The organism is Streptomyces sp. NPDC037203, from assembly GCF_055605065.1.
In genome coordinates, this window is the sequence record NZ_JBVJUC010000007.1 from 186,648 (window position 1) to 211,148 (window position 24,501).

Sequence of the window (24,501 nt, forward strand, 5' to 3'; positions counted from 1 at the left end):
ATGCGGTGATGTGACGCGGGTGCGGCGTGCTCCGGATGCGGGCGGTCGCACCGGCGTGGGCCTGGAGCCTGGCGCCGACGCCGGTGCGACCGCTGGCGCGTGACGAGCCCCGGCCCACCGCATCTTCATCCCCCGCGGAGGCTCAGAAGTCGTCCGCTCCGTTGCGGAGTTCGGGGGTCCACTAGCCGGTACGGGCCTTGGCCGCGTCGACGGCGATACCGGCGCCGCCGGGCGCGGTGACCGCGATGACCGCCGGGTCGCCGGCGAGCATGACGGAGAACGCGGACACGGGCTCGTCGTCCTCCTCACGCCCGCCGTCCGACAGCTTGACCAGGGCATAGGCCGGCTCTCCCGCCGCGAGCACGACCGGTGCCTCCGGCTTGCTCCTGGCGACGGCCGACACGTCCTGCCTGTGGCTCTCCAGGAACTGGATGTGCGGGAAGCCCGTCATCCGGCAGGAGCGGCCGGAGTGGGAGCCGACTTGGTGTCCCCGCCGCTCTGGCAGGCGGGCAGGGACAGGGCGCGGCCCGCGCATGCAGGGACGGCCTTCGGGAGGGCTGGGCCCTCGGCTACGGCGCGGGCGCGCTGCACCGGCAGGGGCGGGTACCGGAGGCGCAGGCGCGGCTGCACGCGGCGGCCGACTGCCTGGCCCCGCAGGAGTCCGCGCAGGCGCGGCCGGCCGAGCTGACGACCCTCAACTCCCTGGGCACCCTGCTCCGCCAGACCGGCGATCCAGCCAAAGCCTTGGAGACACACCGCCGCAGCGAACGGATCCGCCGGGCGGGGCTTCCGGGCCGCACGGACGAGCTGATCGCGCTGTATCACGCGGTCGCCCGCCGGCAGATCGGCAACGACCTGGCCCCCCTGGAGCGGTGGGTCGAGGCCGAGGTCCCGCTCCGCCGGGCCCTCGCCGCCTTCTAAGGCGCGCAGATGCCGGCCCCGGCCCGCCTCGACCTGGGCCATGACCTCACCGACCTGCCCAGCCCCCGCCAGGCGGAGGCCGCCGCGGTCCTGGGGGCCCTGGACGAGGCCACGGCCACCCGGTGCGGCCCGTAACCACCACACGGCCACACTTTCCATCCAAACGTTTGATCCAAAGGTAAGAAATTCATTAAGGTCAGGCTCCAACCCCTCGTTCAGTGCTCACTCAGACGGAGTGACAGCGGCGGGTCCCGCCCACCGCAGGTTCCGGCAGGCGGCTGAAGGAGCAAGGAGTTCCCCTGTGGCCTCCCACCGTCGACCCAAGCAGCCCAGCCGAACGCGTGTCACCGTCCTGACCGGCGCGGCGGCGGCCGCCGTGGCGCTGAGCGCACAGGCCGCCAACGCCGCTCCGGGTGCGAAACCCGGCAAGGACGAGGTCAAGGCCAGGGTCGACAAGCTCTACGAGCAGGCCGAGCAGGCGACCGAGAAGTACAACGGCGCCAAGGAGCGGCAGCAGAAGCTCCAGAAGGAGATCTCCGCGATCCAGGACGGTGTCGCCCGCGGCCAGCAGGAGCTGAACGCGCTGCGCGACGGACTGGGTTCGCTGGCCAGCGCGCAGTACCGCTCCGGCGGCATCGACGCCTCGGTCCAGCTCTTTCTCTCCTCCGACCCGGACGACTTCCTGGACAGGGCCGCCACGCTCGACCAGTTGAGCGGCCAGCAGCTCGCCGCCCTGAAGAAGATCCAGGGCAAGCGGCGCGAACTCGCCCAGCGGCGCGCCGAGGCCACCGAGAAGCTCAAGGACCTCGCCACCACCCGCACCGAGCTGGGCGCGAAGAAGCAGGAGATGCAGGGCAAGCTCACCGAGGCGCAGAAGCTGCTCAACACGCTTACGGCCAAGGAGAAGTCGGCCCTCGCCGAGGAGCAGCAGCGGGCCGGCCGCTCCGCCACCGAACGGGTGCGGCTCGGCGACGACAGCTCCGCCTCCGGCCGGGCAGCCGCCGCCTTCTCCGCGGCCCGGAGCCAGCTCGGCAAGCCGTACTTCCGCGGCGCCACCGGCCTCGCCTCGTACGACTGCTCGGGCCTGACCTCCTGGGCCTACGCGCAGGCCGGCGTCCACATACCGCGCACCTCGGAGGAGCAGGCGGGCATCGGCACCCGCCTCACCCGGAGCCAACTCCAGGTCGGCGACCTGGTGTTCTTCTTCAACGACCTGCACCACGTCGGCCTCTACGCGGGCAACGGCCAGATCCTGCACGCCCCGCGCACCGGCACGGTCGTACGGTACGAGTCGATGGACACCATCGGCGGCCCGTTCATGTTCGGCGTGCGGGTCTGAACCGCCCCGGAGCGTGCCGGGCCGCCCGCGGGCGGGAGCAGGGCGCCGGCCTCGTCGAGCGGCGCGGCCGGGACCGGGTCGCGCCTGCCGCGAGGCACGCGCGACCGGCCATCGTCGGCCGGTTTCCCGCCAACGACGGGCCGGTGGACCGGGGCGGGGGTCCGTTGTCAGTGCCGGGCGCTAGTGTCGTTCGCCCGGCAAGGAGCCGGTGAACTCACGGGGAGCACGAGATCGCCATGCCCGACAACCACACCGGATACCGGATCTCCGTCGTCGACGACGACCCGCTGCGCGCCCGCAAGGACGCGCGCGAGCTGCTCGCCGCGCTCGGGGAGGCGGACCCCACGGCCAGGCTCGACCTTCCCGAGTCCGGCATCCGGGTGGGAGCCGCCGACAAGGGCGGGCCGTCCGCCGAGAGCGTCGGGCTGCTGCTGAGCGCCGGTTCGTTCGTCGTCGCGCTGGTGCAGACGTGGCTGGCGCGGGTCCCCCAGCGCACCATCGTGGTCAGGCGGCCCGACGGCGCGGCCCTGCACATCACCGGCAAGGAGGCCCGCGAGGACGACACCCTGGTCGAGCGGTTCCTCGCGGACGACGGCGACGACGGCACCTCCGCGAGCTGAGCGCCGATGACCGACAACGACCGGTACGCGCTGCTCGTCGGCGTCTCCACCTACGACAGCGAGGCGTACGCCGATCTCCCGGCCGTACGGGCCGATCTGCACTACATGCGGGCGGTGCTGGAGAACACCGAGATCGGCATGTACAACGAGTGCGCGCTGGCCGCCGAGCCGACGCGGGCGCAGATGCTGCACGCCGTCGAGACCTTCCTGGAGGCACGGCAGCCCAGCGAGACCGCACTGCTCTACTTCAGCGGGCACGGCGAGTACTGCGAGCAGGACGGCCAGCTGTACTTCCTGACGCGGGACACCGACCCGGCCGACCTGCCGGGCACGGCCGTGCCGGCGGAGTTCCTGGAGCGCATGCTCCAGTCCTGCCGGGCGGCCTCCAAACTGGTCCTGCTGGACTGCTGCTCCAGCGGCTCCGTCGTCCAGGGCTGGACCGCCAAGGGCCCCTCGGAAGCGGACCGGCCGGCGCCGAGCACCCTGCTGCGGCCGACCGGCGTGTACTTCATCACCGCGTCCGACGCCCTCCAGGCGGCCTCCGCGATGGCACCGCCCGGATCCAGCCTCGGCACCTCCCGGTTCACCGGGGAGATCGTCGAGGGGCTGCGCAACGGCCGGATCAAGGACGGCGGCTGGATCACGCCGGACGACCTCTTCGACTACCTGACCGCCCAGATGGCGAGCGAGGGCGTGCCGGAGGAGCAGCGGCCCACCAAGTCCACCATCAGGGCCACCCGCAGCCTCCCCTTCGCCCGGTCGGTGGCCCGGCCGGTACGGCTCCCCGCGCTCCCTCGGGACGCCCTGGGAGCCGTCCACCACTCCCCTGCCCTGCTCAAGGCCCGCGAGCTGGCCGAGGCGGACGAACGCGACGGCGTCGACCGCCGACGGCTGCTGCGGTACTACGCGGACTGCCTCACGGCGCAGGCGGCGGCCTCGATGCGGCCGGACCGGGACGGCGGCCGGGACAAGAAGTACTTCCTGCTGGCCCAGGGCGAGGAGACCATCCAGTCGGGACGCGGAGCGCACATCCCGGCCCCCGGAGCGCTGCCCCGGCCGCAGGACGGCGGCTCGGGCACCGAGCCGGGCTCGCGCCAGGAGTACTGGTACGGCTATCCGGCGATCACACTGCCCACGCGGGACGGCGGCCGGGGGCGGCGCGCGACGGTGGAGCTGGCGCCGTTGCTCATCCAGCAGATGGAGCTGGCGCCGGACGAGGAGGGCCGGGACGTGCTCCGGCCCAGCGGGGTGCCGTCCCTGCACAGCGGCGTCGTCTCGGAGCTTCTGGACGCCGGTGACGCGGCCGACCTGGTCGCGCGCTGGCAGCCGGCCTGGCAGGAGGGCAACAGCGCCCAGATGCTGCGCGCCATCAGGGAGTTGCTGGACGAGCTGGGGCTGCCGGAACTGGAACCGCTGGACCCGGCCGCGCTGAGCGACCGTACGGTGCTGCAGGCACTGCGGCCCGGCGCGCACAACGCGGCGGTGCTGCTGGTGCCTACGGGTGCGGAGGCCATGGCCACCCAGGCGCTGGTGGACAACCTGCTCCAGATCTCGACGCGGACCGCGCAGATCGAGGGCACCGCGCTGGACGCGCTGCTGAACGCCGGAAGCGGGCAGGCGCCGGCCGCCGCGGCGAGCCCGGTGACGCCGGTCGCTCCGGGGCCGTGCAACGAGAGCCAGGAGCTGGTGATCTCCTCGGCGATGACCCGGCCGCTGACGGTGGCGACCGGGCCACCCGGCACGGGAAAGAGCGAGGTCGTCACGGCCGTCGTCACCACCTGCGTCGCCGCCGGGCAGTCGGTGCTGGTCGCCTCCACGAACAACGAGGCCGTGAACGTCGTCGCCCAGCGCTGCGACGACATCGCGCCCGGACTGCTGATGCGCACGGGCAACGTGGAGGCGCTGGAGCGGGAGGCGGCCAAACTGGAGCGGCTGCTCGCCGAACCGGCCGGGGCGCCGCGGCGCGGATCGGCCACCGTGGGCGGCGCACTGCGCAACACACGGGAAACGGCCGACCGGCTGCGGGACCAGGCCGCACAGCGTGTCGCCGAGGAGAGCAGGCTGCTGGAGCTGCTCCGCGACCGGGAGGAGCGGGCCGCGGCCCTGGAGCTGCCCCTGCCCCTGCTCGAAGGAGCCTGGGCGGCGGACGCGGACGGCCCGGCCCCGCTGAGCCGGTGGGCGGACAGGGCGCGGAAGACGGCCGGGGCCCGCCGGTGGCAGCTGGGGGCGTGGCGGCGCGGGCGGACACTCGCCGCGCTGGTCGCGGCGGTGGCGGAGCAGCCCGAGGAGCCCGGCGCGGCATGGCCGGCGTGGGCGGCGGAGCGGCCCGTGCCGCCCGCGCTGCTGGAGTCCCTGGCCGCAATCGTGTCCGTGGAGCGTGAGCTGCGGGAACTCGTCCACCGGCACGGGGAGTGGGACGAGGACGGGCTCAAGGCGTCCAGGGCCGCGACGGCGGACGCCCTGTCCGCGCTGTCGGCGGAACTGTCCCGCGCGCTGTCCGCCGAGGCGCTGAACCGCGCCGACGCGCTCATGAACCAGCGGCTCCAGGCGCTCCGCCGCCGCTCCGGCTACCAGCGCAGCCAGAAGAACCTGATGCAACACATCAAGGGATGGGCCGTCAGCACCCACTCCGTGCGTCAACTGGAGCTCGCCCCGAAGCTGTTCGACCTCGTCGTCATCGACGAGGCCAGCCAGTGCTCCATCCCGTCGGTGCTGCCGCTGCTGTTCCGGGCCCGCCGGGCACTGATCATCGGTGACCCCATGCAGCTCGGGCACATCCCCGGAGTGTCACCGCAGCAGGAGCGCCAGGCGCGGATACGGGCCGGGCTGAGCGCCGCGCAGCTGGAGCACCATCGCCTCACCTACCACGTGCACTCCTCGTACCACGCGGCCGAGCAGCACGGCGAGGGCGCGCTGCTCCTCGACGAGCACTACCGCTGCCACCCGCGGATCGCGGACGTCGTCAACGGCCATTGCTACGGCGGCCGGTTGCGGGTGCTGACCGACGTACGGCGGCAGGTACCGGCGCACGACCCGGCGGGAGCGGCCGACCCGGCGCCGGTGCTCGGCTGGGTCGACGTACCGTCCGGGGAATCGGCGCGCGGCGGCGACGGGCAGTCCTGGCGGAACGCGGCGGAGGCGGAGGCCGTCCGGCGCGTGGTCGACGGACTGCTGGCGGGTCTTCCGCCGGACGCGACGGTGGGCGTGGTCACGCCGTTCCGGGCGCAGAAGGAGGCACTGGCCCGGATGTGGCGGGACGACGACCGCGTCCGGGTCGGCACCGTCCACACCTTCCAGGGCGGACAACGGGACGTGATGGTGCTCAGCCCGGTGGCGGCGCACAACACCCCGCCCCGGACGACGCACTGGGTCGCGAGTCAGGTCAACTTGTGGAACGTGGCGGTCACTCGGGCCAAGTCGCAGCTGATCACGGTGGGTTGCCGCGCCTTCTGGCAGGACCAGAGCGGCCTGCCCGCCCTCCTCGCGGCGCGTTCGATGCCGCTGGGCGCGGCCGGTGAGGGTACGACGGCCGAGGCCGGCGCGCCCGGTCCGGCGACCGGGGCCCGCGAGGATCTCGCCGACCGCCTCCAGCGGTTCCTCACCGGGCGCGGCATCACCGATCTGGAGCGGGCCGCGCTGGTCGGCGGACACCCGGTGGACCTGCTGTTCACCGACGCCGGCGAGAACACGGCGGTCCTGATCGACCCCGGCCCGGCGCCCGGCACGGATCCCGCACGGCACCTCCGGCTGACCCACGCCCGCGGGGACCTGCTCACCGGACTGCCCTCCGGAGGCCGCGGCGCCAAACCCGGTCCCGTGACCCGGACGGTACGGGTCCCCGCCTGGCGCATTCTCGCAGGCGAGCCCGCGCTGGCCGCCCTGTTCACCTGACCACCGGTCCCGGCGGCCGACCCGGCCACCGGGTGCGGGCGGCACGGCGCGTTGTCGACCGCGACCCGCCGCCGGGGAGGTGTGCGCCGGTCTGGGTGATGCCGCCGTCTATCAGTTGGTGCGGTCGGCGAAGCCTCGGGGCAGGTCCTCGGGGCCTACGGCGACGACGCTCTCGTCGTTCTCGCCGACGTGCTCGAACAGGGTGATGCGGGCGAACTCCGGGACGACGTAGATCGGGTAGGTGGGTCCGGCGTCCCGGTAGGCGCGCATCTCCTCCAGGTGGTCGTTCTGGTAGAGCACCGTCTTGCCGCCGTCCTGCTCGATCCACTGCGGGAAGAAGATGGTGCCGTGCAGCACCCGTCGGCGGGGCAGCACATTGACGACGACCGAGGTGCCGGTCGGTTCGTTCCAGGACACCTTGTAGACGTCGTCGGCGAGCCGCACCAGGTCGACCTCCTGGTCCTTCACCCAGCGGCCGCCGACCATCCCGGAGTGGATGCGGTAGTCGATGGTCGTGGCGTTCTTCACGTACATCTCGTACTGCCAGCCGTTGGCGTACGTGTAGATGAACCGGTGCCCGACGATGCCGGACAGATCCTGCGGCGGGACGGGGTTCTCGACGGTCGTCTGGGTGTCGTGCTCGGGGGTCATCGTGGTGCTCCTTGCCGTGCTGCGAGTGGTCACCCGCCGGCGTGGGGTTCGGCCGGTCCGGTGCCATCAACCTGCATGCCACTTTGCCACAAAATCTGTTTGTAACAAAACATTACCTGCTCAATGCACAATGGAGCATGCGCAACACAGAGAGAGCGGCGGACGGGGTGGCCGGCCGCGGTGCGACCGGGACACCGGAGGCGGCGCGCGTCGCGTCGGGACTGGGCGGACTCCTCGGACCGCTGCGGCGTGCCGTCCTGCGCGCCACCCGCAACGCCGAGGGACTGCCCGACCTGCCGGAAGCGCAGATCGAACTGCTGCGAGCACTGTCCTCCTCGCCCGAGGGTCTCAGCCCCGGCGCCGCGGCCACGCGTGTGCGGGTGGCACCGTCCACCGTGAGCAACCTGGTCCGGGCGATGTCCGCCGCACGGCTCGTGGAGCGGGTCCGGCCCGAGCACGACCAACGGGCCGTGGTACTCACCGCGTCGGAGGAAGCCCTGCACCTGCTGGAGCGCTACGACCGGGCCAGCACCAAGGCCCTCACGCGTGTCGTGGAGGAGCTGTCCGACGCCGACCGAGCGGCGCTGCACCAGGCACTACCGGCCCTGAACCGGCTGGTCACCGCACTGGAGACCGGCGACGGCACACGGCCGGACCCGGCCAGCCCCTGATCGGGGTGCCACCATCCCGCCGGGTGGGACCCCAGGCCGCGGGAGCAGCCGCAGATTCATGGTGGGCGTCGTCAGCTTGCCGGCGGCGCAGCGGGCGGTGGACAACCGGGGGCCGGGCAGGGGGATGGCCACCCAGGGACCGTCCCAGGCGGGCTCAGCCTGCCGCAGGTGCCGCGGAGCGGGCCCGCAGGATTCCTTCGACGCCCTCCATGAACGTCTCGGTGATCAAACCTGGATCAGAGAGGCACCCCGCGGCCATGGCCCCGTCCCGGAGCATGACGAAGTGCCGCCCTGCCGGTTCCGCAGGCGCGTTTCCGACCTGCGCCAGCAGGCCCGTGACGGTGTCGAAGAACCACTGCCGGTGCGCGAGCACGGCTTGGTGGATCGGATGCGCCGGATCGGGATACTCGGCCGCGGCGTTGAGGAAGGCACAGCCGCGGAAGCCCTCCGACCGGATGCCGTCGGCGATGGCGCGGCCGACCGCGCGCACCTTGTCACCCGGCGTCCGAGCACCCTCCTGGGCAGCCGACAGCTGCGCCCTGATGCCCTGGTCGGCCTGCTCCAGGTAGGCAAGGACGAGATCCTCCTTGCCGGAGAAGTGGCGGTACAGGGTCGCCCGCGTCACCTGCGCTTCCGCGATGATCCGGTCGACACCGACGGAGTGAATCCCCTCCGCGTAGAAGATCCTCACCGCCGTCCCGAGCAGCCGCGCTCGGGCCTCGGACGTGCCGCCCTCTTTTGTCTTCCGGTTCATGGCCCCCACTCTACAACCGAGGGAGAACGTTCGGTCTTGACAGGTTGGCCGGCACGCTCGACGATAAGACGAGACCGAACGTTCTCCCTCATTGTGAGAGGCGGTTCCGCCATGAACACCGTCACCCAGCCCGTTCCCACCGCCCCGGCAGAGCTCTCATCGGCTCTGCGCAGGCTGTATCTCCTGCGTTTCGCGTTCGCCACCGTCTGGGCCGCCCTGCTGTTCACGGCGGCCGACAGGCTGGGCCCGCTCAGCGGGACGCTGCTGGTGCTCTATCCCCTCTTCGACGCGGCCTGCGCGGTGATCGACCTGCGGTCGGCTCGGGCGGCCGACGGCGCGGTAAGGAGGCTGTCCGTGAACATCGCGCTCAGCGTTCTCACCGGCATCGCTCTGGCCGTCGCACTCGCCTCCGGCATTCCGGCCGTCCTGCGGGTCTGGGGCGTCTGGGCCGTCACGGCAGGCATCACACAACTTGCCGTGGGCCTGGTCCGGCGCCGGATGGGAGGGCAGTGGCCGATGCTCGTGAGCGGGGCCATCTCCGCCCTCGCCGGTGCGAGCTTCTTCCTCCAGGCCGGCAAGGACGGAGCCTCGCTCACGAATCTCGCCGGGTACGCCTTCCTCGGCGGCGTCTTCTTCCTCATCTCCGCGCTTCGCCTCAGGTCCGCGGAGCGCAAGGGCTGAACGCCAGGCGGCTCGAACTCTCCCCGCCAAAACCGGTCCGCGATCCGGGCCACGGCCTGGCCGGGCATCGCCCACGGTCGTGAACCCTGACCGAGATCGTGAACCATGACTGAAATATCAGGGGCGATCGAACAGAGTGACCACGCTCCGCGGTGCTTCCCGGCCGAAGAAGGTCTCCAGGTTTTGCGCCGAGCGGCTGGCGGCGGCGCCACTACGCGGGAACAGCCGATCTTCGTAGGCGGTGAGCGCGCCCTCGATGTCGGGTTCCTCGACCAGCTTGCTCGCGAGGTCCGCACCGTCGTACATGGCGAGGTTCGCCCCCTCCCCGGCGAAGGGCGACATCAGATGCGCGGCGTCGCCGACGAGCGTCACGCCGGGCACCCTGTCCCATTCGAGACCGACGGGCAGGGCGTGGATGGGCCGGAGCCACGGTTCCACGTCGCTGCGGGTCACGAAGGCGGTGAGCAGCGGCGACCAGCCATCGAACTCGTCGGCGAGTCGGCGGAGGCCGGCGGACGGGTCGCCGAAGTCGACCGACCTCATCCACTCCTCGGGCTTGTTCAGCGCCACGTATCCGCGCACATGCCCGTCGGCGTAGCGATGCGCGATGATGCCTTTGCCCGGCGCGACCGCCATCAGTGTGCCGCTGCCGATCGCGGCCACGCTGGCTCGGCAGTCCCGACCGCCCGAGGTGAGGGCGATCTCGACGAAGCAGGTTCCGCTGTAGACAGGCTTGGCGGGGGTGAGCAGCGGACGCACCTTCGACCAGGCACCGTCCGCGCCGACGACGATGTCGGCGCGCGTGGCGGAACCTTCCGCGAAGGCGAGGACGCAGCCGCCCTCCGGGAGGTACCGGACCGAGGTGACCTTGCGGCCCCACCGGATCGTCCCAGGGGTCAACGAGTCGATGAGCAGGCGCCTGAGTTCGCCACGATCCACCTCAGGACGGGCCGAACCGGGGTCCGCAGGCATGTCGAACAGGATCGTGCCGTCGCGGTCGACCACACGCTTGGCGTCCTCGCCCGGACGGACAAGAGTCAGGAACTCGTCGTACAGACCAGCTGCGCGAAGCGCGACCTGTCCGGTCTCCTCGTGGATGTCCAGCAGGCCGCCCTGTGCACGGGTCGCCGCCGAAGCCTCGCCCTCGTAGATCGTCGCGGCGACGCCGTGAGCCTGAAGCACCCGCGCGAGCGTCAGCCCGCCCAGTCCCGCTCCGACAATGGCGATGGTCTTCCGCATGCTGCGCTCCTCGGTAGCGCCGGCACGTGCCGGCGATGGTCAGCGCCAAAAGCGGGGCGGGATGCCCGATCTCGGCAAGGAGACGCTCACCGATCAGAACCATCTGCGTCGATGTACGAGCGATGTCCGGCGGGAGGACCGCGGAACATCGTTTTTCGCGACCTCACGACTATAGCCCGGCCGCCAACGGTCCCTCGGTTACGGCGACGGCAGGCGACGCGTTCACCGACGTCGCCAAAACGGTGGTAGCCCTGCTCGTCGGAAGCCTCGGCTTCGACGCCGTACCCGGTCCGTTCCGAGGCATCGCGGGCGCCGGGTGAGTTTCGTCAGCCCACCGCCTCCAGGACCTCGCTGTGCTCGAAGAAGGCGGGTCGTGCCACCTCCTCCGGCGACAGGGTAGCCAGCTGGTCCGCGTCGCGGATCGGGATCAGCTGGTCGGCGGAGATGGTCTGCGCGTGCGCTTCCAGATGGTCGACCATGGCCAGTGCTTCGCTGTGCGGGGCAAGGTGCTTCCTCGGCGGACGGTTCACCTCCGACTGCGCGGAGCAGACGACTTTGCAAGCCGTCCCAGCTCCCGTTCTTCCGGTTCGCCTCCGCCTAGGTGGAGGCGAACCGGCGGCACCGGGCTTGTCACCCGACTCCAGGTTGTCGCGCCCTCGTCGGCAACAGCGTCTACCTGGAGCTCGCAGTGGCGTACAAGAAGGAAGGGGCGCCCGTCAGCGGTCGGAGCCCTCTGGGACTTCCGGCCCCACCAACCGGCACGAACAGGAAACAACTGAAAGACCATGCACGCAGGTCATGAAGCCGTCAGTCACTCATAGCGGCAGGTCACCGCCTTCCCTGGTCTCTTCCAGGACATCTGACCAGCATGACTCAACAGGTCTGCGCTCAGCGTCGCCTGTCCTGAGCGCCCCATCGATGCTCGCCACCTTGACAGGGTCCACACCGCACATAATGCGCGTGCATAAAGCCGCAGGTCAGGAGCCCTTCGCGGCCGGTTCGAGGATGGCCACGCACTCCACATGATGCGTCATCGGAAAGATGTCAGCCTGAGCAGGTCTCCGAACAGACCAGGTCAGGCCCACGCTTCGGCGCGTTGTCCTGCGTTCGGGTGTCAGGAGCGTCAACCGAGCGTCAGGACGACATCTCTCCCTCGCCCTCGGATGGAACTGTCCGGACCGGCTGGGTGCGCAGATCCTCAACCGGACGCTGAGGCCGTCCTCATACGCCTGCGGCGCGCGAACCGCGGGCGGGCAGTTCAAAAGGCCGTGAGGAGGTCATCGCTCAGGCCCGGACACGGACCAAGGGCGTATCGACCAGGTGTTCTGCGAGGAACCACGCCTGGAGTTCGCCGGTCCGGATCACCTGGGAGACGAGCAGGTCGTTGGTGCCGTCGTCGCCCAGCTCGACGGTGCGGGCGGCCGCGTCATGGGCCTCCGTCAGGATGACCTCGTGGGCCTCCAGCAGCCGCGAGAGCATCGCCGGGACCTCCTCCACACCGTCCGGAGGGCGCGGGATCGACGTGATCTCGGCGACGTGCCGGGGATCGCCCACGGCGACACCGCCCAGGGTCTGGACCCGCTCGGCGAGGGCGTCGACGAGTTCCAGCTGTTCCCCCGCGTGCTTGTCCAGGACCAGGTGGAGTTGGTAGAAGGTCGCCCCGCGCATCAGCCAGTGGTGTTTCTTGTAAAGGCCGTAAAGGATCTGGGTGTCCGCGAGGACCTTGTTGAGGCGCTGGCAGGAGTACATGCGCGTCTCGTAGGACAGGCCGAGGGGGAACTGCTTCACGGTCCCGAACTCCTGGATGATCTCGCCCTTCTGGTGCAGCCACGGCTGGCTGCCGACGTGCTGGGATTCGATGGTCATGTTCCGCCTCCTGTTGACTGGCCGTGGACACGGGTGACGCTAGGTGCCGGCACGGCGGGTGGGTTGCCCTGAAGCGCACATGCACGTGCTCGGGAGCGCACGGAACGATCCGTGCGTGCCCTTGTTCGCTCTCGGGCAAGCCCCCGTGCGCCGGCGGGCACGGCTCAGCACCTCGTCCCGCCTAACGTCGCTGACGACGTGGGCCCGGAAAACGACGAGGAGAGGCATGATGCCGAGCGAGCAGCGGAGGGTGGATTGCGCCCCGGGAGCCCGGCGTTGAGCCTGCGGGGGCGGGACCCGAGGGAAGCGCACAGAACCGCCACGACGCTGGAGTGCTTTTTCGACCTGTGCTTCGTCATCGCGGTCGCGCAGGCGTCCGCGTGCCTGAACACGGCGGTGACGAGCGGGCGCTGGCTCCCTGGCGCCCTGCGCTTCGCGCTGGTCTTCTTCACGATCTGGTGGGCCTGGATGAACTTCACCTGGTTCGCATCCGCCTATGACCCTGACGACGTCCCCTACCGGTTGACGGTGCTGGTCCAGATCGCGGGCTCCCTCATTCTCGCCGCCGGTGTCCCCAGCGCGTTCGAGGAAGGCGATCTGCGCGTCGTCACGCTCGGATACGTCGTCCTGCGTACGACGCTGACCACGCTGTGGCTGCGTGTCGCACGATCGGATCCCGCTCGGCGGCGGACCGCGCTCCGCTTCGCCAGGGGAGTGACGGGTTGTCAGGTCGGCTGGGTCGGGGTGCTAGCCCTCCCGGCCCCGGCGCGCCTGCCGGCCATCATCGCGTTGATCGTTGCCGAGGTCTGTGTTCCGGTGTGGGCGCAGTCCGCCGGAATGACGCCGTGGCATCCGCAGCACATCGCCGAGCGGTACGGGCTGTTCGTCCTCGTCGTGCTGGGTGAGTCCGTCGCGGCAGCCGCGGCGGCGGTCCGCGGTGCCCTGAACCGGGACCATGGCACCGCGGCCCTGTACCTGCTGGCGGCAGGTGGCCTGCTTCTGGTCTTCGCCCTGTGGTGGCTGTACTTCGCCCGGCCGGCCCATACCCTGCTCGCCACCTCGCACCAGGCCCATCGCAGGAGGTTCACCTGGGCGTACGGCCACTACCTGATCTTCGCCTCGGCAGCCGCCGAGGGAGCCGGCCTGGCGGCGTACGCCCAGCTGATCACCGGGCGCACCGGTGCCCCGCCGTTGTCGGCGGGTGGCGCGGTCACGGTGCCGGCGGCGGTCTTCCTCATCACCGTGTGGGCTGTGCATGTCCGGCCGCACCGGCGGAGCCGGGTCGAACAGCTTGCGTTTCCCGCGGTGGCGGTGGCAGTCCTGATGGCTGCCCGCTCGCCGACGCCAACCCTCCTCGCCGCTCTCGCGGCGGCGGCCCTGGTCGTCGTGGTCACGCTGGTCGATCGGGCCGAGCGGGTACGGCGAGCGGACCCGTGACACGGAAATGGGGTGCCGCCCGGAGTCCTTCTCCGTGCAGCACTCCTTTCCCCTGGTCAGGTTGTGGCGCGCACCGCCTCGCGGATCAGCTCGGCGACCTGCTTCGGCTGGGAGACGGCGACCGCGTGCGAGGCGCCCTCGATCTCGACGACGGTCGCCCCCGCGCGCTTCGCGCCGAAGCGCTCCACCTCCGGATTGATCGCGCTGTCGGCGCCCGCGACAAGCGCCCAGGACGGCTTGGTCTTCCAGGCGGCGGCGGAGGCCGTCTCCTCGAAGGCGGCGGCGGCCAGCGGGCGCTGCGCCACGGCCAGCACCTTCGTGACGTCTGCGGGCACGTCGGCGGCGAAGACCGAGGGGAAGGCGTCCGCGGCGATGGTCACCTCGACGGCCGGGTCGCCGTCCGCCACGGGGTACGTCCACTGCTTGAGGTTGCTCACCAGCGGGGAGAGCGGGAAGCGGCCCTGCAGCTCGCCGAGGCTCTCGCCCTCTTCGAGGACGTAGGCGGCCACGTAGACCAGCCCGACGACGTTCTCCGTGGTGCCGGCGACGGTGATCAGCGCACCGCCGTAGGAGTGGCCGACCAGCACGACGGGGCCGTCGATCTGGGCGGCCACGGAGGCGACGTACGCGGCGTCCGAGGCCAGGCCGCGCAGCGGGTTGGGCGGGGCGACGACCGGGATGTCGTGGCGCTGGAGCTCCTCGATGACGCCGGACCAGCTGGCCGCGTCGGCGAAGGCGCCATGGACGAGGACGACGGTGGGAGTGGTGGTGCTCATGTCTGCCGGATCTCCTTGCGGTCAGGCGGTGTGCAGGGCGGCGCGCAGGGTGCCGGCGGCCATCGTGATGGCGGCCTCGGCGGCGTGGGTCCCGCGCAGGGCGTTGAGCATCACGAAGTCGTGGATGATGCCCTGGAAGCGGACGGCGGTGACGGGGACGCCGGCCTCGCGAAGCTTGCCCGCGTACGCCTCGCCCTCGTCGCGCAGGACGTCGGCCTCGCCGGTGATGACCAGGGCCGGGGGCAGGCCGGTGAGCTGCTCGGCGGTGGCGCGCAGCGGGGAGGCCGTGATCTGGGCGCGCTCGGCCTCGTCGGTGGTGTACTGGTCCCAGAACCACTGCATGCCGTCGCGGCGCAGGAAGTAGCCGGTGGCGAACTGGTGGTAGGACGGCGTGTCGAAGTTCGCGTCCGTCACGGGGTAGAACAGCACCTGCTGCAGCAGGGAGATGTCGCCGCGCTCCTTGGCCATCAGGGTGAGGGCGGCGCTCATGTTGCCGCCGACGGAGTCCCCGGCCACGGCCAGACGCGTGCCGTCCAGGCCCTTGGTGGCGCCCTCCTCCACGACCCACCGCGCGACCGCGTAGTTCTGCTCGATGGCGACCGGGTAGCGGTGCTCGGGCGAGAGGTCGTACTCGGGGAAGACCACCGCGGCGTCCGCGCCGACGGCGAGTTCGCGCACCAGGCGGTCGTGGGTGCGGGCGTTGCCGAACACCCAGCCGGCGCCGTGGATGTAGAGGATCACCGGGAGGGTGCCGGTGGCGCCGGCGGGCTTGACGATGCGGGCCCGGACACTGCCCGTGGGGCCGCCGGATACGGTGATCCACTCCTCGTCGATCGCCGGCTTGTCGATGTCGCCGGACTGCACCTCGTCGACGGCCTTGCGCCCGTCCGCCGGAGGCAGGTCGAAGAGGTAGGGCGGGTTGGCGGTCGCCTCCGCGAAGGCGGCCGCCGCGGGTTCCAGTACCGGCTGAACCGGCTCGACGGTGTGGGACATGTGCCTCTCCCGATGTTCCGAGGGTCTGTTTCGTGTGGTGCGCCGGTCACGCTAGTGAGCGTCGCCGGGTCGGGGTTCTCCGTGAGCGCACCACCGCTGTTCCCCCAGCGCACAGCGGGCTGCCGGCCGTCTAGCGAGCATGCGGAGTACTGAGCGACGCAGTGCACTGTGGGACCAAGTCCGGTGCACTGCGGGGACATTGCAGCAGGTCGGGCGTGCCTATCGTGAGGGCCCGAGCGAGACCGCGGCCCCTTGCCGCGTCTGCCCTCCATCCCACCGGCGCGGCGCGTATCCCGGACTTCGCCTTGGCGCGCCGCGAGTGGACGGAACCGAACTCCCCTGCCCCGGAAAGGACTTCAAGAGATGTCGACAATGCCGGTCGGCGGGCTCGTTCCGCATGCCTCCGACGATGCCGCAGACCTCGTCGTCCGCAACGCGAAGATCCACACAGCCGACCCGAGGCTCCCGCACGCCGAGGCCATCGCGGTCCGGGACGGCGTCATCACCGTCGTCGGCGACGACAACGACGTGGCCCCGCACATCGGTACGGCCACCAAGGTGGTCGACGCATGCGGCCGCCGGGTCGTCCCCGGCCTCAACGACGCTCACCTGCACGTGATCCGCGGGGGCCTGAACTACGTACTGGAGCTGCGCTGGGACGGGGTGCGCAGCCTGCGGCAGGGACTGGCGATGCTGCGTGAGCAGGCCGCGCGTACCCCGAAGGGCCAGTGGGTGCGGGTGGTGGGCGGCTGGTCCGTCGAGCAGTTCGCCGAGCGCCGGCTGCCAACCGTCGCCGAACTGAACGCGGCCGCCCCGGACACCCCGGTGTTCGTGCTGCACCTTTACCACTCGGCCGTGCTGAACCGTGCGGCGCTCAAGGCCGCCGGCTTCACCAAGGACACGCCCGACCCCAAGGGCGGCCAGATCATGCGCGGCCGGGACGGGGAACCGACCGGCATGCTGCTGGCCGCGCCCAGCGCCCTCATCCTCTACTCGACCCTCGCCAAGGCGCCGGTCCTGGAGAGCGAGGAGGACAAGAAGACCTCCACCCGTCATTTCCTCCGCGAGTTGAACAGGTTCGGACTGACCTCGGCGATCGACGCCGCCGGCGGATTCCAGAACTTTCCCGACAACTACGCCACCGTCATCGAACTGGCCAAGGCCGGCCAGCTCTCGATGCGCATCGCCTATCATCTCTTCCCGCAGACTCCGGGCCAGGAGGTCGACGATCTCGCCCGCTGGATCGAGATGGCCCGCCCCGAGGACGGGGACGAATGGCTGCGCCTGAACGGCGCGGGCGAGAATCTCACCTGGGCCGCCGCGGACTTCGAGAACTTCGCCGAGCCGCGTCCAGAACTCACGTCGGACTACGAGGTCGAGTTCGAGCAGGCCGTCCGTCTCCTCATGGAGAACGGGTGGGGCTTCCGGCTGCACGCCACCTACGACGAGACCATCCGCCGGGACCTCGCGGTCTTCGAGAAACTCGCCGCGGACGGGCTTTTCCCGGCCGGGAACCGGTGGCTGTTCGACCACGCGGAAACCGTCTCCAGGGACAGCCTCGACCGCATCGCCGCGCTCGGCGGCGCCATGTCCGTGCAGAATCGTTTGTCTTTCCAGGGTGAGGCGTTCCTGCGCCGCTACGGTCCCGGCGCCGCCGCGGACGCCCCGCCGATCCGGGCCATGCTGGACCGCGGGCTGACCGTGGCCGCCGGCACCGACGCCACCCGGGTGTCCTCCTACAACCCGTGGGTGGCCCTGCACTGGCTGGTCAGCGGCCGCACCGTCGGCGACCTGACGCTGCGGCCGCCGGCCAACCGCGTCGACCGGCAGGCCGCGCTGACGATGTTCACCCGCGCCGGGGCCGTACTGACCGGCGAGGACGAGGTCAAGGGCGTCCTGCGGCCGGGCTGCTACGCGGACCTGGCGATGCTGTCCGAGGACTACTTCACCGTGCCCGAGCCTGAGATCGCGCACATCGAGTCGCTGCTGACGGTGACCGGCGGGCGGATCGTCTACGCCGCCGGCACCTACGAGGGGCTGGACGAGGAACTGCCGCCCGTCAGCCCTGCCTGGAGCCCGGTGGCGCATTTCGGCGGCTACCAGGCGTCTCCCTCAGCGGCCGGCGCCCGCCAGGCGGAGTCCCTCGGCCAGGCCGTCGCCGAATCGGAGCAGCACCGCCAGTGGCGCATCGCCCGTGGCCTCACCCCGGAGACCGCGAGCACGCCCTTCGATCCCTGCTTCGACCTCTAGAACACCCGGCAAGGGCCGGGCCGTTGAGCGCCCAAGCCGGGACACCCACCGACTCCGTCCGCACACGGACGGTTCTACCTGGATAGGAAAGGTTCATCCTCATGGTCAACATCTCCGACGTCACCGCCGCCCCCAGCCCCGACCTGCTCACCCCCGACAACTGCGCCGTGCTCTTCGTGGACCACCAGCCACAGATGTTCTTCGCCGCCGCCAGCGGTGACCGCACCTCGATCATGAACGCCACCGTGGGCCTGGCGAAGGCTGCCAAGGTCTTCGACGTGCCGACCGTGCTGAGCACCGTGGCCGCCGAGTCCTTCTCCGGCCCGATCATGCCGCAGCTGGCCGCGGTCTTCCCCGACCAGAAGATCATCGACCGCACCTCGATGAACGCCTGGGAGGACGTGCCCTTCGTCGAGGCCGTCAAGGCGACCGGCCGCAAGAAGCTGGTCATCGCCGGCCTGTGGACTGAGGTCTGTGTCGTCCTGCCGACGCTGTCGGCCCTCGCCCAGGGCTATGAGGTCTACGTCGTCACCGACGCGTCCGGCGGCGTCAGCCCGCAGGCACATGAGCACGCCGTCCAGCGCATGATCCAGGCCGGCGCGGTTCCGGTGACGTGGGTGCAGGTACTCCTGGAGCTTCAGCGGGACTGGGCGCGCACGGAGACGTACGTCCCGGTCACCGAGGTCGTCAAGGAGCACGCCGGCGCCTACGGCCTCGGGGTCGTATACGCGCAGGCCGTCATCGGCGCCCATGCCGCAGGCTGACCGCACCGATTCCGATTCAGGAACAGGCAGGAACACGATGGACGCTGGACTACTGGTCCTCCGGCTGGTGGCGGGCTTGCTCATCGCCGGTCACGGGGTGCAGAAGGTGAGCTTCCGGCTCGGGGGCAACGGCTTGGCGGGCGGAACCGAGGAATTCCGCCGTGACGGATTCCGCGGCGGAGTGCTGACCGCACTCGTCGCGGGAGCCAGTCAGATCGGTGCCGGCCTGTTCCTGGCCCTCGGGCTGCTCACGCCCCTGGCCGCGATGGCCGCGACGGGCGTGATGACGGTCGCGGGCTCGGTCAAGTGGCACAAGGGGCTGTGGGTACAGCACGACGGCTACGAATACCCCCTGGTCCTCGTCACCGTCTCCGCCGCACTGTCCCTCGCCGGGCCCGGACGGTGGTCCGTGGACCACGCTCTGGGCATCGCCTCCTGGCCGGTGTGGGTCGCCGTCGCCGCGATCGTGCTGGGTCCGGCGAGCGGACTGCTCACCCGCGTGGTGCTGCACCGGTCGGGCGCCGGGTCGGAAGGGGTGCGGCATGCGCACGTTGCTGACTGACGCGGTCCGCACCCTCCTTCCCCGCGGCGAGGAACGTCATGGTCCGCTCCCCCCGCTGCTGCTGACCATGACGGTGGTCACCGGCCTGGTGGACTCGGTGAGCTATCTGGCCCTCGGACACGTCTTCGTCGCCAACATGACCGGCAACGTGGTCTTCCTGGGGTTCGCCCTGGGAGGCGCCGGCAGCCTGTCCGCGCTCGCGTCCGTCGTCTCGGTGACGGCGTTCCTCCTCGGCGCGCTCGCGGGTGGCAGGCTTGGAACCCGGTTCGCCACGCACCGCGGGCACCTGCTGAGGGCGGCGACGGCGGTGCAGACGGCGCTGGTCGCCGTCACCGTGGTGGTCGCCGCGGTCGCCGACGGCCGGGTCACCACCTCCGTCCAGTACACGCTGATCGTATTCCTGGGGCTCGCCATGGGGCTGCAGAACGCGGTCGCCCGGCGCCTCGGCGTCCCGGACCTCACCACCACCGTGCTGACCCTGACGCTGACGGGCCTGGCCGCCGACTCCACGGCGGCCGGCGGCGAGGCCCCGCGCCCCGGCCGCCGGATCCTGTCCGTGCTCGCCATGTTCCTCGGCGCCCTGGTCGGAGCCGCGCTCCTGCTGCACGGCCACCTGGTCCTCGTCCTGAGCCTCACCCTGGTCCTGCTCGCGGTCACCTCCGTGACCACCCATCGCCTCACCGCCGCCGACGCCCCCTGGCTGCGGCCACGGCCATGAACACGGCGGTGACCACCCCCAGCGCGGACGCCGGAGCCGGACCTTCGGCGCCTCCTCGGGGCCCCTCGTCCATGGAGGCCCTGCGCACCACCGACCCGCACCCACCGAAAGGAACCCGATGAACCGGCCCTCCCCCGCCCCGGCCGTCGAACGGGCGGACGACAGGCACCGTTACGAAATTCTGGTCGGCGGCCGGCTCGCCGGTCTGACCGCCTATCGCGACCATGCCGAGCAGCGGGTCTTCTACCACACGGAGGTCGACGACGCCTGCGCCGGACAAGGGCTGGCCGCGCGCCTGGTCCAGGAGGCCCTCACCGATGTACGCCGCTCAGGCATGCGCATCGTGCCGGTGTGCCCCTATGTGGCCAAGTACCTGAAGAGGCATGAGGAGTTCGCGGACATCACCGACTCGGTGACCCCGGAGATCCTGCACTGGCTCAAGACGGAGCTGCGGACCCTCACCTGATGGCGCCGCTGGTGGCGTCGACGGTGAGGAAGCGCTGGGCTGCGACCAGCAGCACCGCCGTCGGCACCGACGCCAGGACCGCGGTGGCCATCACCGCGTTCCACTGGGTCGTGTGAGCACCGATGTACTCGTAGATGCCCAGGGTGACCGGCCGGACCGTCTGGTTGGTGGTCAGTGTGAGGCCGAAAAGGAAGTCGCTCCAGGCGAAGAGGAAGGTGAAGAGCGCGGCGGTGACCAGAGCGTTCCGGCTCAGCGGCAGCACCACGGCGCAGAAGGTGCGCAGCCTCCCGGCGCCATCCATGCGCGCGGCTTCGATGATCTCCCTGGGAATGCCCCGCATGAACGAGTGCAGGATGATGACGGCGAACGGGACCCCGGAGGTGGAGTCCGCGAGGACGAGTCCCAGGCGGGAGTTCAGCAGTCCCAGGTCGTTGTAGGCGCCGTAGAGCGCGTTCGCCACGACGATGCCAGGCACCATCTGCGTGAACAGGATTCCGATGAGGACGAGGCGGGTTCCCCGCAGGGAGAACCGGGCCAGGGCGTAGGCGGCCGGGGCCGCCAGCCCGAGGCTGAGCGCGACGCTGCCGAGGGCCACGACGAGGCTGGTGACCAGGTTGGGGCCCTGATCGCGCAGCGCCGTGGCGTAGCCGCTGAGGTGCGGGCGGGAAGGGAACCAGCCCGCCCCCAGTGTGGTGCCCGTCGGCTGCAGAGAGGCGTTCACCATCCAGTAGACGGGAAACAGCATCACCGCGAGCAGGACTGTCCCGACGACGGTGGAGAGCAGGCCACGGCGGCGTCCGCGCCGCGCCGGCCCGCCCCTCATGGGTGCGCGGCGCGCCGGTCGGCGCGCAGGAAGACGAGGGCGAGGACGAGCGAGAGGATGATGAGTACGTTGCCCATGGCGGCGCCGCGCCCGAACTCGAACTGCTGGAAGGACAGTTCGTAGGACTGCGTGGCGAGGGTCTGCGTGGCGTCGGCCGGTCCTCCGCCCGTCACGACGAGGATGATGTCCAGCACCTTGAGGGTGTAGACCACGCCCAACACCAGCACGACGCTCACGGCGGGCCGCAGCAGCGGCCACGTGATGTGGCGGAACGACGCCACCGGACCGGCGCCGTCCAGCTCTGCCGCCTCGTACAGCTGGGCCGGGATGTTCCGCAGGCCGATGTACAGTATCGCGGTGTTGAAGGGGATTCCCACCCAGATGTTGACGAGGGTCACCGACACGAGTGCCTGTGAGGTGCCGGTGAGCCAGGGGATGCCGGACGACACGAGGTGGAGGGCGCGCAGTGCGTTGTTGACGACTCCGTCGTCGGTGTCGAGCATCCACTTCCACGTCGTGGCCGAGACGACCAGCGGCAGCAGCCACGGCAGCAGCAGGAGCGAGCGCAACAGACCGCCGAGCGGGAAGCTGCGGCGGAAGAACAGGGCCAGGGCGAGACCGAGCAGGAACTGCCCGGCGACCGAACCCGCGGTGAACAGGACCGTGGTCAGCAGTGTCTGGGAGAACAGGCCCGACGACAGGATCTCCGCGTAGTTCCGCAGCCCGACGAACGGCGCGGCCCCGGTGTAGAAGGTGGCGGGCGTGTACTGCTGGAAGCTCAGCACCAGGTTCTTGACCACCGGGTAGCCGAAGAACAGCAGCAGGTAGACCGCGGCGGGCACGACGAACAGCCATGGGGCGAGCAGTTCCGGCAAGCGGGTCCGGGTCGCGGCCGGCGGACAGGTCATGAACCGGTCGCGGTTCGCTGCGCGCGTCGGAGCGCCTCCTGCGGCGTCTGCTCGCCCGTCAGCGCGGACTGGATCGCCGTGGATATCGCGGTCGCCGTTCCGGGCCACTTGACTCCGAGTTCGGCGGTACGGGACCGGGCCCGCTCCACGCTGGTGACGAAGCCGGACATCGACGGGACCCGCTCGGCGTACCGGGCCGCCACCGCGGTGCGGGAGGGCACGGTGAAGTGCTCCTTCGCCAAGGCGAGCATGGTCGTGGGGCCGTTCAGGCAGGCCAGGACCTGGGCGGCCTTCTCCTGCCGGGACGGGGAGGAGTTCTGCGGCACCGTCCACACCTCGCCGCCGAGGGGCGTGACGAGCGTCTGCCCCTCATGACGGACGGGGAGGGGGGCCACTCCCCAGTGCAGGTCACGGTCCTTGTTCAGCGCGGGGATCCGCCAGGGGCCGTTGACCATCATGGCGGCCTTTCCAGCGGCGAACTGGTCGTGGAGGTCGGCCTGGGTCCAGTTCAGTGCCGACCTCGACATGGATCCGCTCTTCACCAGGTCGGTCCACAGCCGGAGGGCCTGCGCGGCCTGCGGCGTGTCCAGGTGCTTCTCGTCCCCGCCGTTGGACCACAGGAAGGGCAGGAACTGCCAGGTGCTTTCGCGGGTTGCGTCGGCCGAGACGGCGATGCCGTAGCGCCCCGGGCGGGTCAGGCGGGCGGCCGCCGTCTGCAGCTCGTCCCAGGTTCGTGGCACGGCGACACCGGCCTCGGCGAGCATGTCCTTGTTGTAGATGAGGGCGACCGTGTTGACGGTGGGCGCCAGCCCGTACACCTTCCCGCGGTAGGTGCCCGCCGACAGGATGCCCTCGGCGAAGCCGGTGGTGTCGATGCGGTAGCGGTCCAGCGGCGTCAGTGCGCCGGTGCTCGCGATCTGCTGGAGGTCGGGGTTGTCGAGCATCAGCAGGTCGGGCAGGGTGCGTGACGACGCCTGTCGCAGGACCGTGGGGATGAGCGACGGCAACGGGACGCTGGCGTGCTCGACCTTGACCCCGGCGGTCCTGCCGCAGTCGGTGAGCCGCTTGCTCCACTGGGCGTGCTCGGTCGCGTCGGTGTAGTAGTCGAGCGCGGTGATGGAGGTCACCTTGTCCGGGGCCGACGCGGCGCCGGTTCCCCCGCCGCAGCCGGCCGCAACCAGTGTGAGGGCAACGGTCCCGAGGAGGGTGGTGATCCGTCGCGCCGACGGTCTGGGGGCCGGTGAGGTCAAGGTGGTGCCTTCCCGAGCTAGCCTGTGGTCGAGGCCAGGCGTCCCGCGTCGCCGAGGAGAGGCTTTGACACCGGCGTCTTACCGATCGAACAGGGATGCTAGCTGATTGATCTGCGCATCAGCCGCACGGGAGCCCGTAGCCGTCGCCGCGGTCCATGCCCTGTTCGGCGGCTTCCCGGATCATCGCCGCCACGGCGCCGGGCTGTGACAGGACGACGCCGTGCGAACCGGCCACCGCGTACTCGGTGGCCGCCATGCGCTGGGCCATGAAGCGCTGGGCCGTGGGGACGATGATCCGGTCGGCGGCAGCGATGGCGTACCACGACGGCTTGCAGGCCCAGGCCGGCGGCCCTGACATACCGGTCAACGCGCGTCTGGCGATGGGGCGTTGGGTCACGGCGAGGACATCGGTGACGTGCGGTGGCAGGTCGGCGGCGAACATCGGCCCGAACTGTTCCTCGATGAGGTACAGCTCGTCCCCCGGGCCGTCGGAGAACCGCGCGGGCAGCGCGGCCGTGATGGTGGTGTCGGTCACCGGTGCGCGGGCGAAGCGGCTCAGGATGTCCAGGACGGACTCTCCGGCATCCAGGCCGAACGCCGCGACGTAGCACATGGCCACGATCTGGTCGCAGTCACCGGCGGCATGGGTGATGACCGCGCCGCCGTAGCCGTGTCCGACCAGCACGACCGGGGCATCGAGCTGACGCACCACGCTCCTGATGTAGGCGGCGTCCTGCGCCAGTCCGCGCAGCGGGTTCGCCGGGGCGAGCACGGTCAGGCCGGCGGCCTGCAAGAGGGTGATGACCCCGGCCCAGGAGGAGGCGTCGGTGAACGCCCCGTGCACGAGCACGACGGTTGGTGGGTGGGGGGCGGGTCCGTTCACGTTCCGATGACCTCCGGATGAGTCCTGGCGTTCAGCCA

At 71.0% G+C, this 24,501-nt stretch carries 25 protein-coding genes; 13 read left to right on the forward strand and 12 right to left on the reverse strand.

The features are described 5' to 3' along the window. Positions 1–181 precede the first annotated feature (181 nt). On the reverse strand, positions 182–535 hold the full coding sequence (locus ACZ7EC_RS20935) for a DUF4232 domain-containing protein (protein ID WP_471064557.1): 354 nt from the start codon (positions 533–535) through the stop codon (positions 182–184). A gap of 50 nt (positions 536–585) precedes the next feature. Between ACZ7EC_RS20935 and ACZ7EC_RS20940 the strand changes: the two genes are divergently transcribed. The 5 genes from ACZ7EC_RS20940 (at position 586) to ACZ7EC_RS20960 (ending at position 6,771) form a co-directional block, all read left to right on the forward strand. Beyond that, positions 586–921 carry a tetratricopeptide repeat protein gene (locus ACZ7EC_RS20940; protein ID WP_471064803.1) on the forward strand — a complete coding sequence of 112 codons (336 nt, stop codon included), beginning with the start codon at positions 586–588 and terminating at the stop codon, positions 919–921. Between the two features lie 9 nt (positions 922–930). Then, positions 931–1,056: a hypothetical protein gene (locus ACZ7EC_RS20945; protein WP_471064559.1), complete on the forward strand. Its 126-nt coding sequence runs from the start codon at positions 931–933 to the stop codon at positions 1,054–1,056. Positions 1,057–1,222: 166 nt separating this feature from the next. Continuing rightward, the gene (locus tag ACZ7EC_RS20950; RefSeq protein WP_471064560.1) at positions 1,223–2,260 is read left to right on the forward strand and encodes a C40 family peptidase; all 1,038 of its coding nucleotides are present in this window, start codon (positions 1,223–1,225) and stop codon (positions 2,258–2,260) included. Positions 2,261–2,496: 236 nt separating this feature from the next. Beyond that, positions 2,497–2,880, forward strand: a complete 384-nt coding sequence (locus ACZ7EC_RS20955) for an effector-associated constant component EACC1 (protein ID WP_471064562.1) — start codon at positions 2,497–2,499, stop codon at positions 2,878–2,880. A 6-nt stretch (positions 2,881–2,886) separates the two neighbouring features. Beyond that, on the forward strand, positions 2,887–6,771 hold the full coding sequence (locus ACZ7EC_RS20960; RefSeq protein ID WP_471064564.1) for a caspase, EACC1-associated type: 3,885 nt from the start codon (positions 2,887–2,889) through the stop codon (positions 6,769–6,771). A gap of 111 nt (positions 6,772–6,882) precedes the next feature. On the opposite strand, the gene ACZ7EC_RS20965 is transcribed toward ACZ7EC_RS20960, so the two are convergent. Then, the gene (locus ACZ7EC_RS20965) at positions 6,883–7,422 is read right to left on the reverse strand and encodes a phenolic acid decarboxylase (protein WP_471064566.1); all 540 of its coding nucleotides are present in this window, start codon (positions 7,420–7,422) and stop codon (positions 6,883–6,885) included. Positions 7,423–7,559: 137 nt separating this feature from the next. Here ACZ7EC_RS20965 and ACZ7EC_RS20970 point away from each other — a divergent pair, with 137 nt between their 5' ends. Then, positions 7,560–8,093, forward strand: a complete 534-nt coding sequence (locus ACZ7EC_RS20970; RefSeq protein ID WP_471064568.1) for a MarR family winged helix-turn-helix transcriptional regulator — start codon at positions 7,560–7,562, stop codon at positions 8,091–8,093. A gap of 154 nt (positions 8,094–8,247) precedes the next feature. Here the strand turns inward: ACZ7EC_RS20970 and ACZ7EC_RS20975 are convergent, their stop codons facing one another. Continuing rightward, positions 8,248–8,847 (reverse strand): TetR/AcrR family transcriptional regulator, encoded by a 600-nt coding sequence (locus tag ACZ7EC_RS20975; protein ID WP_471064805.1) that lies wholly within the window; start codon positions 8,845–8,847, stop codon positions 8,248–8,250. 111 nt (positions 8,848–8,958) lie between these two features. Between ACZ7EC_RS20975 and ACZ7EC_RS20980 the strand changes: the two genes are divergently transcribed. Further along, positions 8,959–9,528, forward strand: coding sequence for a hypothetical protein (locus ACZ7EC_RS20980; protein WP_471064570.1), 570 nt, complete (start codon positions 8,959–8,961; stop codon positions 9,526–9,528). Between the two features lie 117 nt (positions 9,529–9,645). Here the strand turns inward: ACZ7EC_RS20980 and ACZ7EC_RS20985 are convergent, their stop codons facing one another. From ACZ7EC_RS20985 to ACZ7EC_RS20995, 3 genes are all read right to left on the reverse strand, one after another. Beyond that, positions 9,646–10,767 (reverse strand): FAD-dependent oxidoreductase, encoded by a 1,122-nt coding sequence (locus ACZ7EC_RS20985; RefSeq protein WP_471064572.1) that lies wholly within the window; start codon positions 10,765–10,767, stop codon positions 9,646–9,648. Between the two features lie 326 nt (positions 10,768–11,093). Continuing rightward, positions 11,094–11,246, reverse strand: coding sequence for a hypothetical protein (locus ACZ7EC_RS20990; protein WP_471064574.1), 153 nt, complete (start codon positions 11,244–11,246; stop codon positions 11,094–11,096). Between the two features lie 805 nt (positions 11,247–12,051). Continuing rightward, on the reverse strand, positions 12,052–12,633 hold the full coding sequence (locus tag ACZ7EC_RS20995; RefSeq protein WP_471064576.1) for a Dps family protein: 582 nt from the start codon (positions 12,631–12,633) through the stop codon (positions 12,052–12,054). A gap of 198 nt (positions 12,634–12,831) precedes the next feature. Between ACZ7EC_RS20995 and ACZ7EC_RS21000 the strand changes: the two genes are divergently transcribed. Then, positions 12,832–14,070, forward strand: coding sequence for a low temperature requirement protein A (locus ACZ7EC_RS21000; protein ID WP_471064578.1), 1,239 nt, complete (start codon positions 12,832–12,834; stop codon positions 14,068–14,070). A gap of 56 nt (positions 14,071–14,126) precedes the next feature. Here ACZ7EC_RS21000 and ACZ7EC_RS21005 read toward each other — a convergent pair whose 3' ends face one another. Together ACZ7EC_RS21005 and ACZ7EC_RS21010 are read right to left on the reverse strand one after the other, a co-directional pair. Further along, positions 14,127–14,846: an alpha/beta fold hydrolase gene (locus ACZ7EC_RS21005; protein WP_471064579.1), complete on the reverse strand. Its 720-nt coding sequence runs from the start codon at positions 14,844–14,846 to the stop codon at positions 14,127–14,129. Positions 14,847–14,867: 21 nt separating this feature from the next. Beyond that, entirely contained in the window at positions 14,868–15,839 is a 972-nt protein-coding gene (locus ACZ7EC_RS21010) for an alpha/beta hydrolase (RefSeq protein WP_471064581.1), read from the reverse strand. 363 nt (positions 15,840–16,202) lie between these two features. On the opposite strand from ACZ7EC_RS21010, the gene ACZ7EC_RS21015 reads away from it, so the two are divergent. From ACZ7EC_RS21015 to ACZ7EC_RS21035, 5 genes are all read left to right on the forward strand, one after another. Continuing rightward, a complete protein-coding gene (locus ACZ7EC_RS21015) occupies positions 16,203–18,089 on the forward strand; it encodes an amidohydrolase (RefSeq protein ID WP_471064582.1) in 1,887 nt (628 codons plus the stop codon). A gap of 101 nt (positions 18,090–18,190) precedes the next feature. Next, entirely contained in the window at positions 18,191–18,853 is a 663-nt protein-coding gene (locus ACZ7EC_RS21020) for a hydrolase (protein ID WP_351559709.1), read from the forward strand. Positions 18,854–18,890: 37 nt separating this feature from the next. Beyond that, on the forward strand, positions 18,891–19,415 hold the full coding sequence (locus ACZ7EC_RS21025) for a DoxX family protein (protein ID WP_471064584.1): 525 nt from the start codon (positions 18,891–18,893) through the stop codon (positions 19,413–19,415). After that, a complete protein-coding gene (locus ACZ7EC_RS21030; RefSeq protein ID WP_471064585.1) occupies positions 19,396–20,133 on the forward strand; it encodes a YoaK family protein in 738 nt (245 codons plus the stop codon). Before ACZ7EC_RS21025 ends, ACZ7EC_RS21030 begins: the two co-directional genes overlap by 20 nt. 118 nt (positions 20,134–20,251) lie before the next feature. Then, positions 20,252–20,599: a GNAT family N-acetyltransferase gene (locus ACZ7EC_RS21035; RefSeq protein ID WP_471064586.1), complete on the forward strand. Its 348-nt coding sequence runs from the start codon at positions 20,252–20,254 to the stop codon at positions 20,597–20,599. Here the strand turns inward: ACZ7EC_RS21035 and ACZ7EC_RS21040 are convergent. The 4 genes from ACZ7EC_RS21040 to ACZ7EC_RS21055 form a co-directional block, all read right to left on the reverse strand. Continuing rightward, on the reverse strand, positions 20,592–21,422 hold the full coding sequence (locus ACZ7EC_RS21040) for a carbohydrate ABC transporter permease (protein WP_471064588.1): 831 nt from the start codon (positions 21,420–21,422) through the stop codon (positions 20,592–20,594). The genes ACZ7EC_RS21035 and ACZ7EC_RS21040 overlap by 8 nt on opposite strands. Beyond that, entirely contained in the window at positions 21,419–22,330 is a 912-nt protein-coding gene (locus tag ACZ7EC_RS21045; protein WP_471064590.1) for a carbohydrate ABC transporter permease, read from the reverse strand. The genes ACZ7EC_RS21040 and ACZ7EC_RS21045 overlap by 4 nt, the downstream gene beginning before the upstream one ends. After that, complete coding sequence (locus ACZ7EC_RS21050; RefSeq protein WP_471064591.1) at positions 22,327–23,457, reverse strand: sugar ABC transporter substrate-binding protein; 1,131 nt, start codon at positions 23,455–23,457, stop codon at positions 22,327–22,329. The genes ACZ7EC_RS21045 and ACZ7EC_RS21050 overlap by 4 nt, the downstream gene beginning before the upstream one ends. Positions 23,458–23,698: 241 nt before the next feature. Further along, entirely contained in the window at positions 23,699–24,463 is a 765-nt protein-coding gene (locus ACZ7EC_RS21055; protein WP_471064593.1) for an alpha/beta fold hydrolase, read from the reverse strand. Positions 24,464–24,501 lie beyond the last annotated feature (38 nt).

Coding starts and splice junctions, on each gene's coding strand:
- ACZ7EC_RS20935 (WP_471064557.1), bottom strand. CDS start 535: ATGCGCGGGCCGCGCCCTGTCCCTGCCCGCCTGCCAGAGCGGCGGGGA.
- ACZ7EC_RS20945 (WP_471064559.1), top strand. CDS start 931: ATGCCGGCCCCGGCCCGCCTCGACCTGGGCCATGACCTCACCGACCTG.
- ACZ7EC_RS20955 (WP_471064562.1), top strand. CDS start 2,497: ATGCCCGACAACCACACCGGATACCGGATCTCCGTCGTCGACGACGAC.
- ACZ7EC_RS20960 (WP_471064564.1), top strand. CDS start 2,887: ATGACCGACAACGACCGGTACGCGCTGCTCGTCGGCGTCTCCACCTAC.
- ACZ7EC_RS20965 (WP_471064566.1), bottom strand. CDS start 7,422: ATGACCCCCGAGCACGACACCCAGACGACCGTCGAGAACCCCGTCCCG.
- ACZ7EC_RS20970 (WP_471064568.1), top strand. CDS start 7,560: ATGCGCAACACAGAGAGAGCGGCGGACGGGGTGGCCGGCCGCGGTGCG.
- ACZ7EC_RS20975 (WP_471064805.1), bottom strand. CDS start 8,847: ATGAACCGGAAGACAAAAGAGGGCGGCACGTCCGAGGCCCGAGCGCGG.
- ACZ7EC_RS20980 (WP_471064570.1), top strand. CDS start 8,959: ATGAACACCGTCACCCAGCCCGTTCCCACCGCCCCGGCAGAGCTCTCA.
- ACZ7EC_RS20985 (WP_471064572.1), bottom strand. CDS start 10,767: ATGCGGAAGACCATCGCCATTGTCGGAGCGGGACTGGGCGGGCTGACG.
- ACZ7EC_RS20990 (WP_471064574.1), bottom strand. CDS start 11,246: ATGGTCGACCATCTGGAAGCGCACGCGCAGACCATCTCCGCCGACCAG.
- ACZ7EC_RS20995 (WP_471064576.1), bottom strand. CDS start 12,633: ATGACCATCGAATCCCAGCACGTCGGCAGCCAGCCGTGGCTGCACCAG.
- ACZ7EC_RS21005 (WP_471064579.1), bottom strand. CDS start 14,846: ATGAGCACCACCACTCCCACCGTCGTCCTCGTCCATGGCGCCTTCGCC.
- ACZ7EC_RS21010 (WP_471064581.1), bottom strand. CDS start 15,839: ATGTCCCACACCGTCGAGCCGGTTCAGCCGGTACTGGAACCCGCGGCG.
- ACZ7EC_RS21015 (WP_471064582.1), top strand. CDS start 16,203: ATGTCGACAATGCCGGTCGGCGGGCTCGTTCCGCATGCCTCCGACGAT.
- ACZ7EC_RS21020 (WP_351559709.1), top strand. CDS start 18,191: ATGGTCAACATCTCCGACGTCACCGCCGCCCCCAGCCCCGACCTGCTC.
- ACZ7EC_RS21025 (WP_471064584.1), top strand. CDS start 18,891: ATGGACGCTGGACTACTGGTCCTCCGGCTGGTGGCGGGCTTGCTCATC.
- ACZ7EC_RS21030 (WP_471064585.1), top strand. CDS start 19,396: ATGCGCACGTTGCTGACTGACGCGGTCCGCACCCTCCTTCCCCGCGGC.
- ACZ7EC_RS21035 (WP_471064586.1), top strand. CDS start 20,252: ATGAACCGGCCCTCCCCCGCCCCGGCCGTCGAACGGGCGGACGACAGG.
- ACZ7EC_RS21040 (WP_471064588.1), bottom strand. CDS start 21,422: ATGAGGGGCGGGCCGGCGCGGCGCGGACGCCGCCGTGGCCTGCTCTCC.
- ACZ7EC_RS21045 (WP_471064590.1), bottom strand. CDS start 22,330: ATGACCTGTCCGCCGGCCGCGACCCGGACCCGCTTGCCGGAACTGCTC.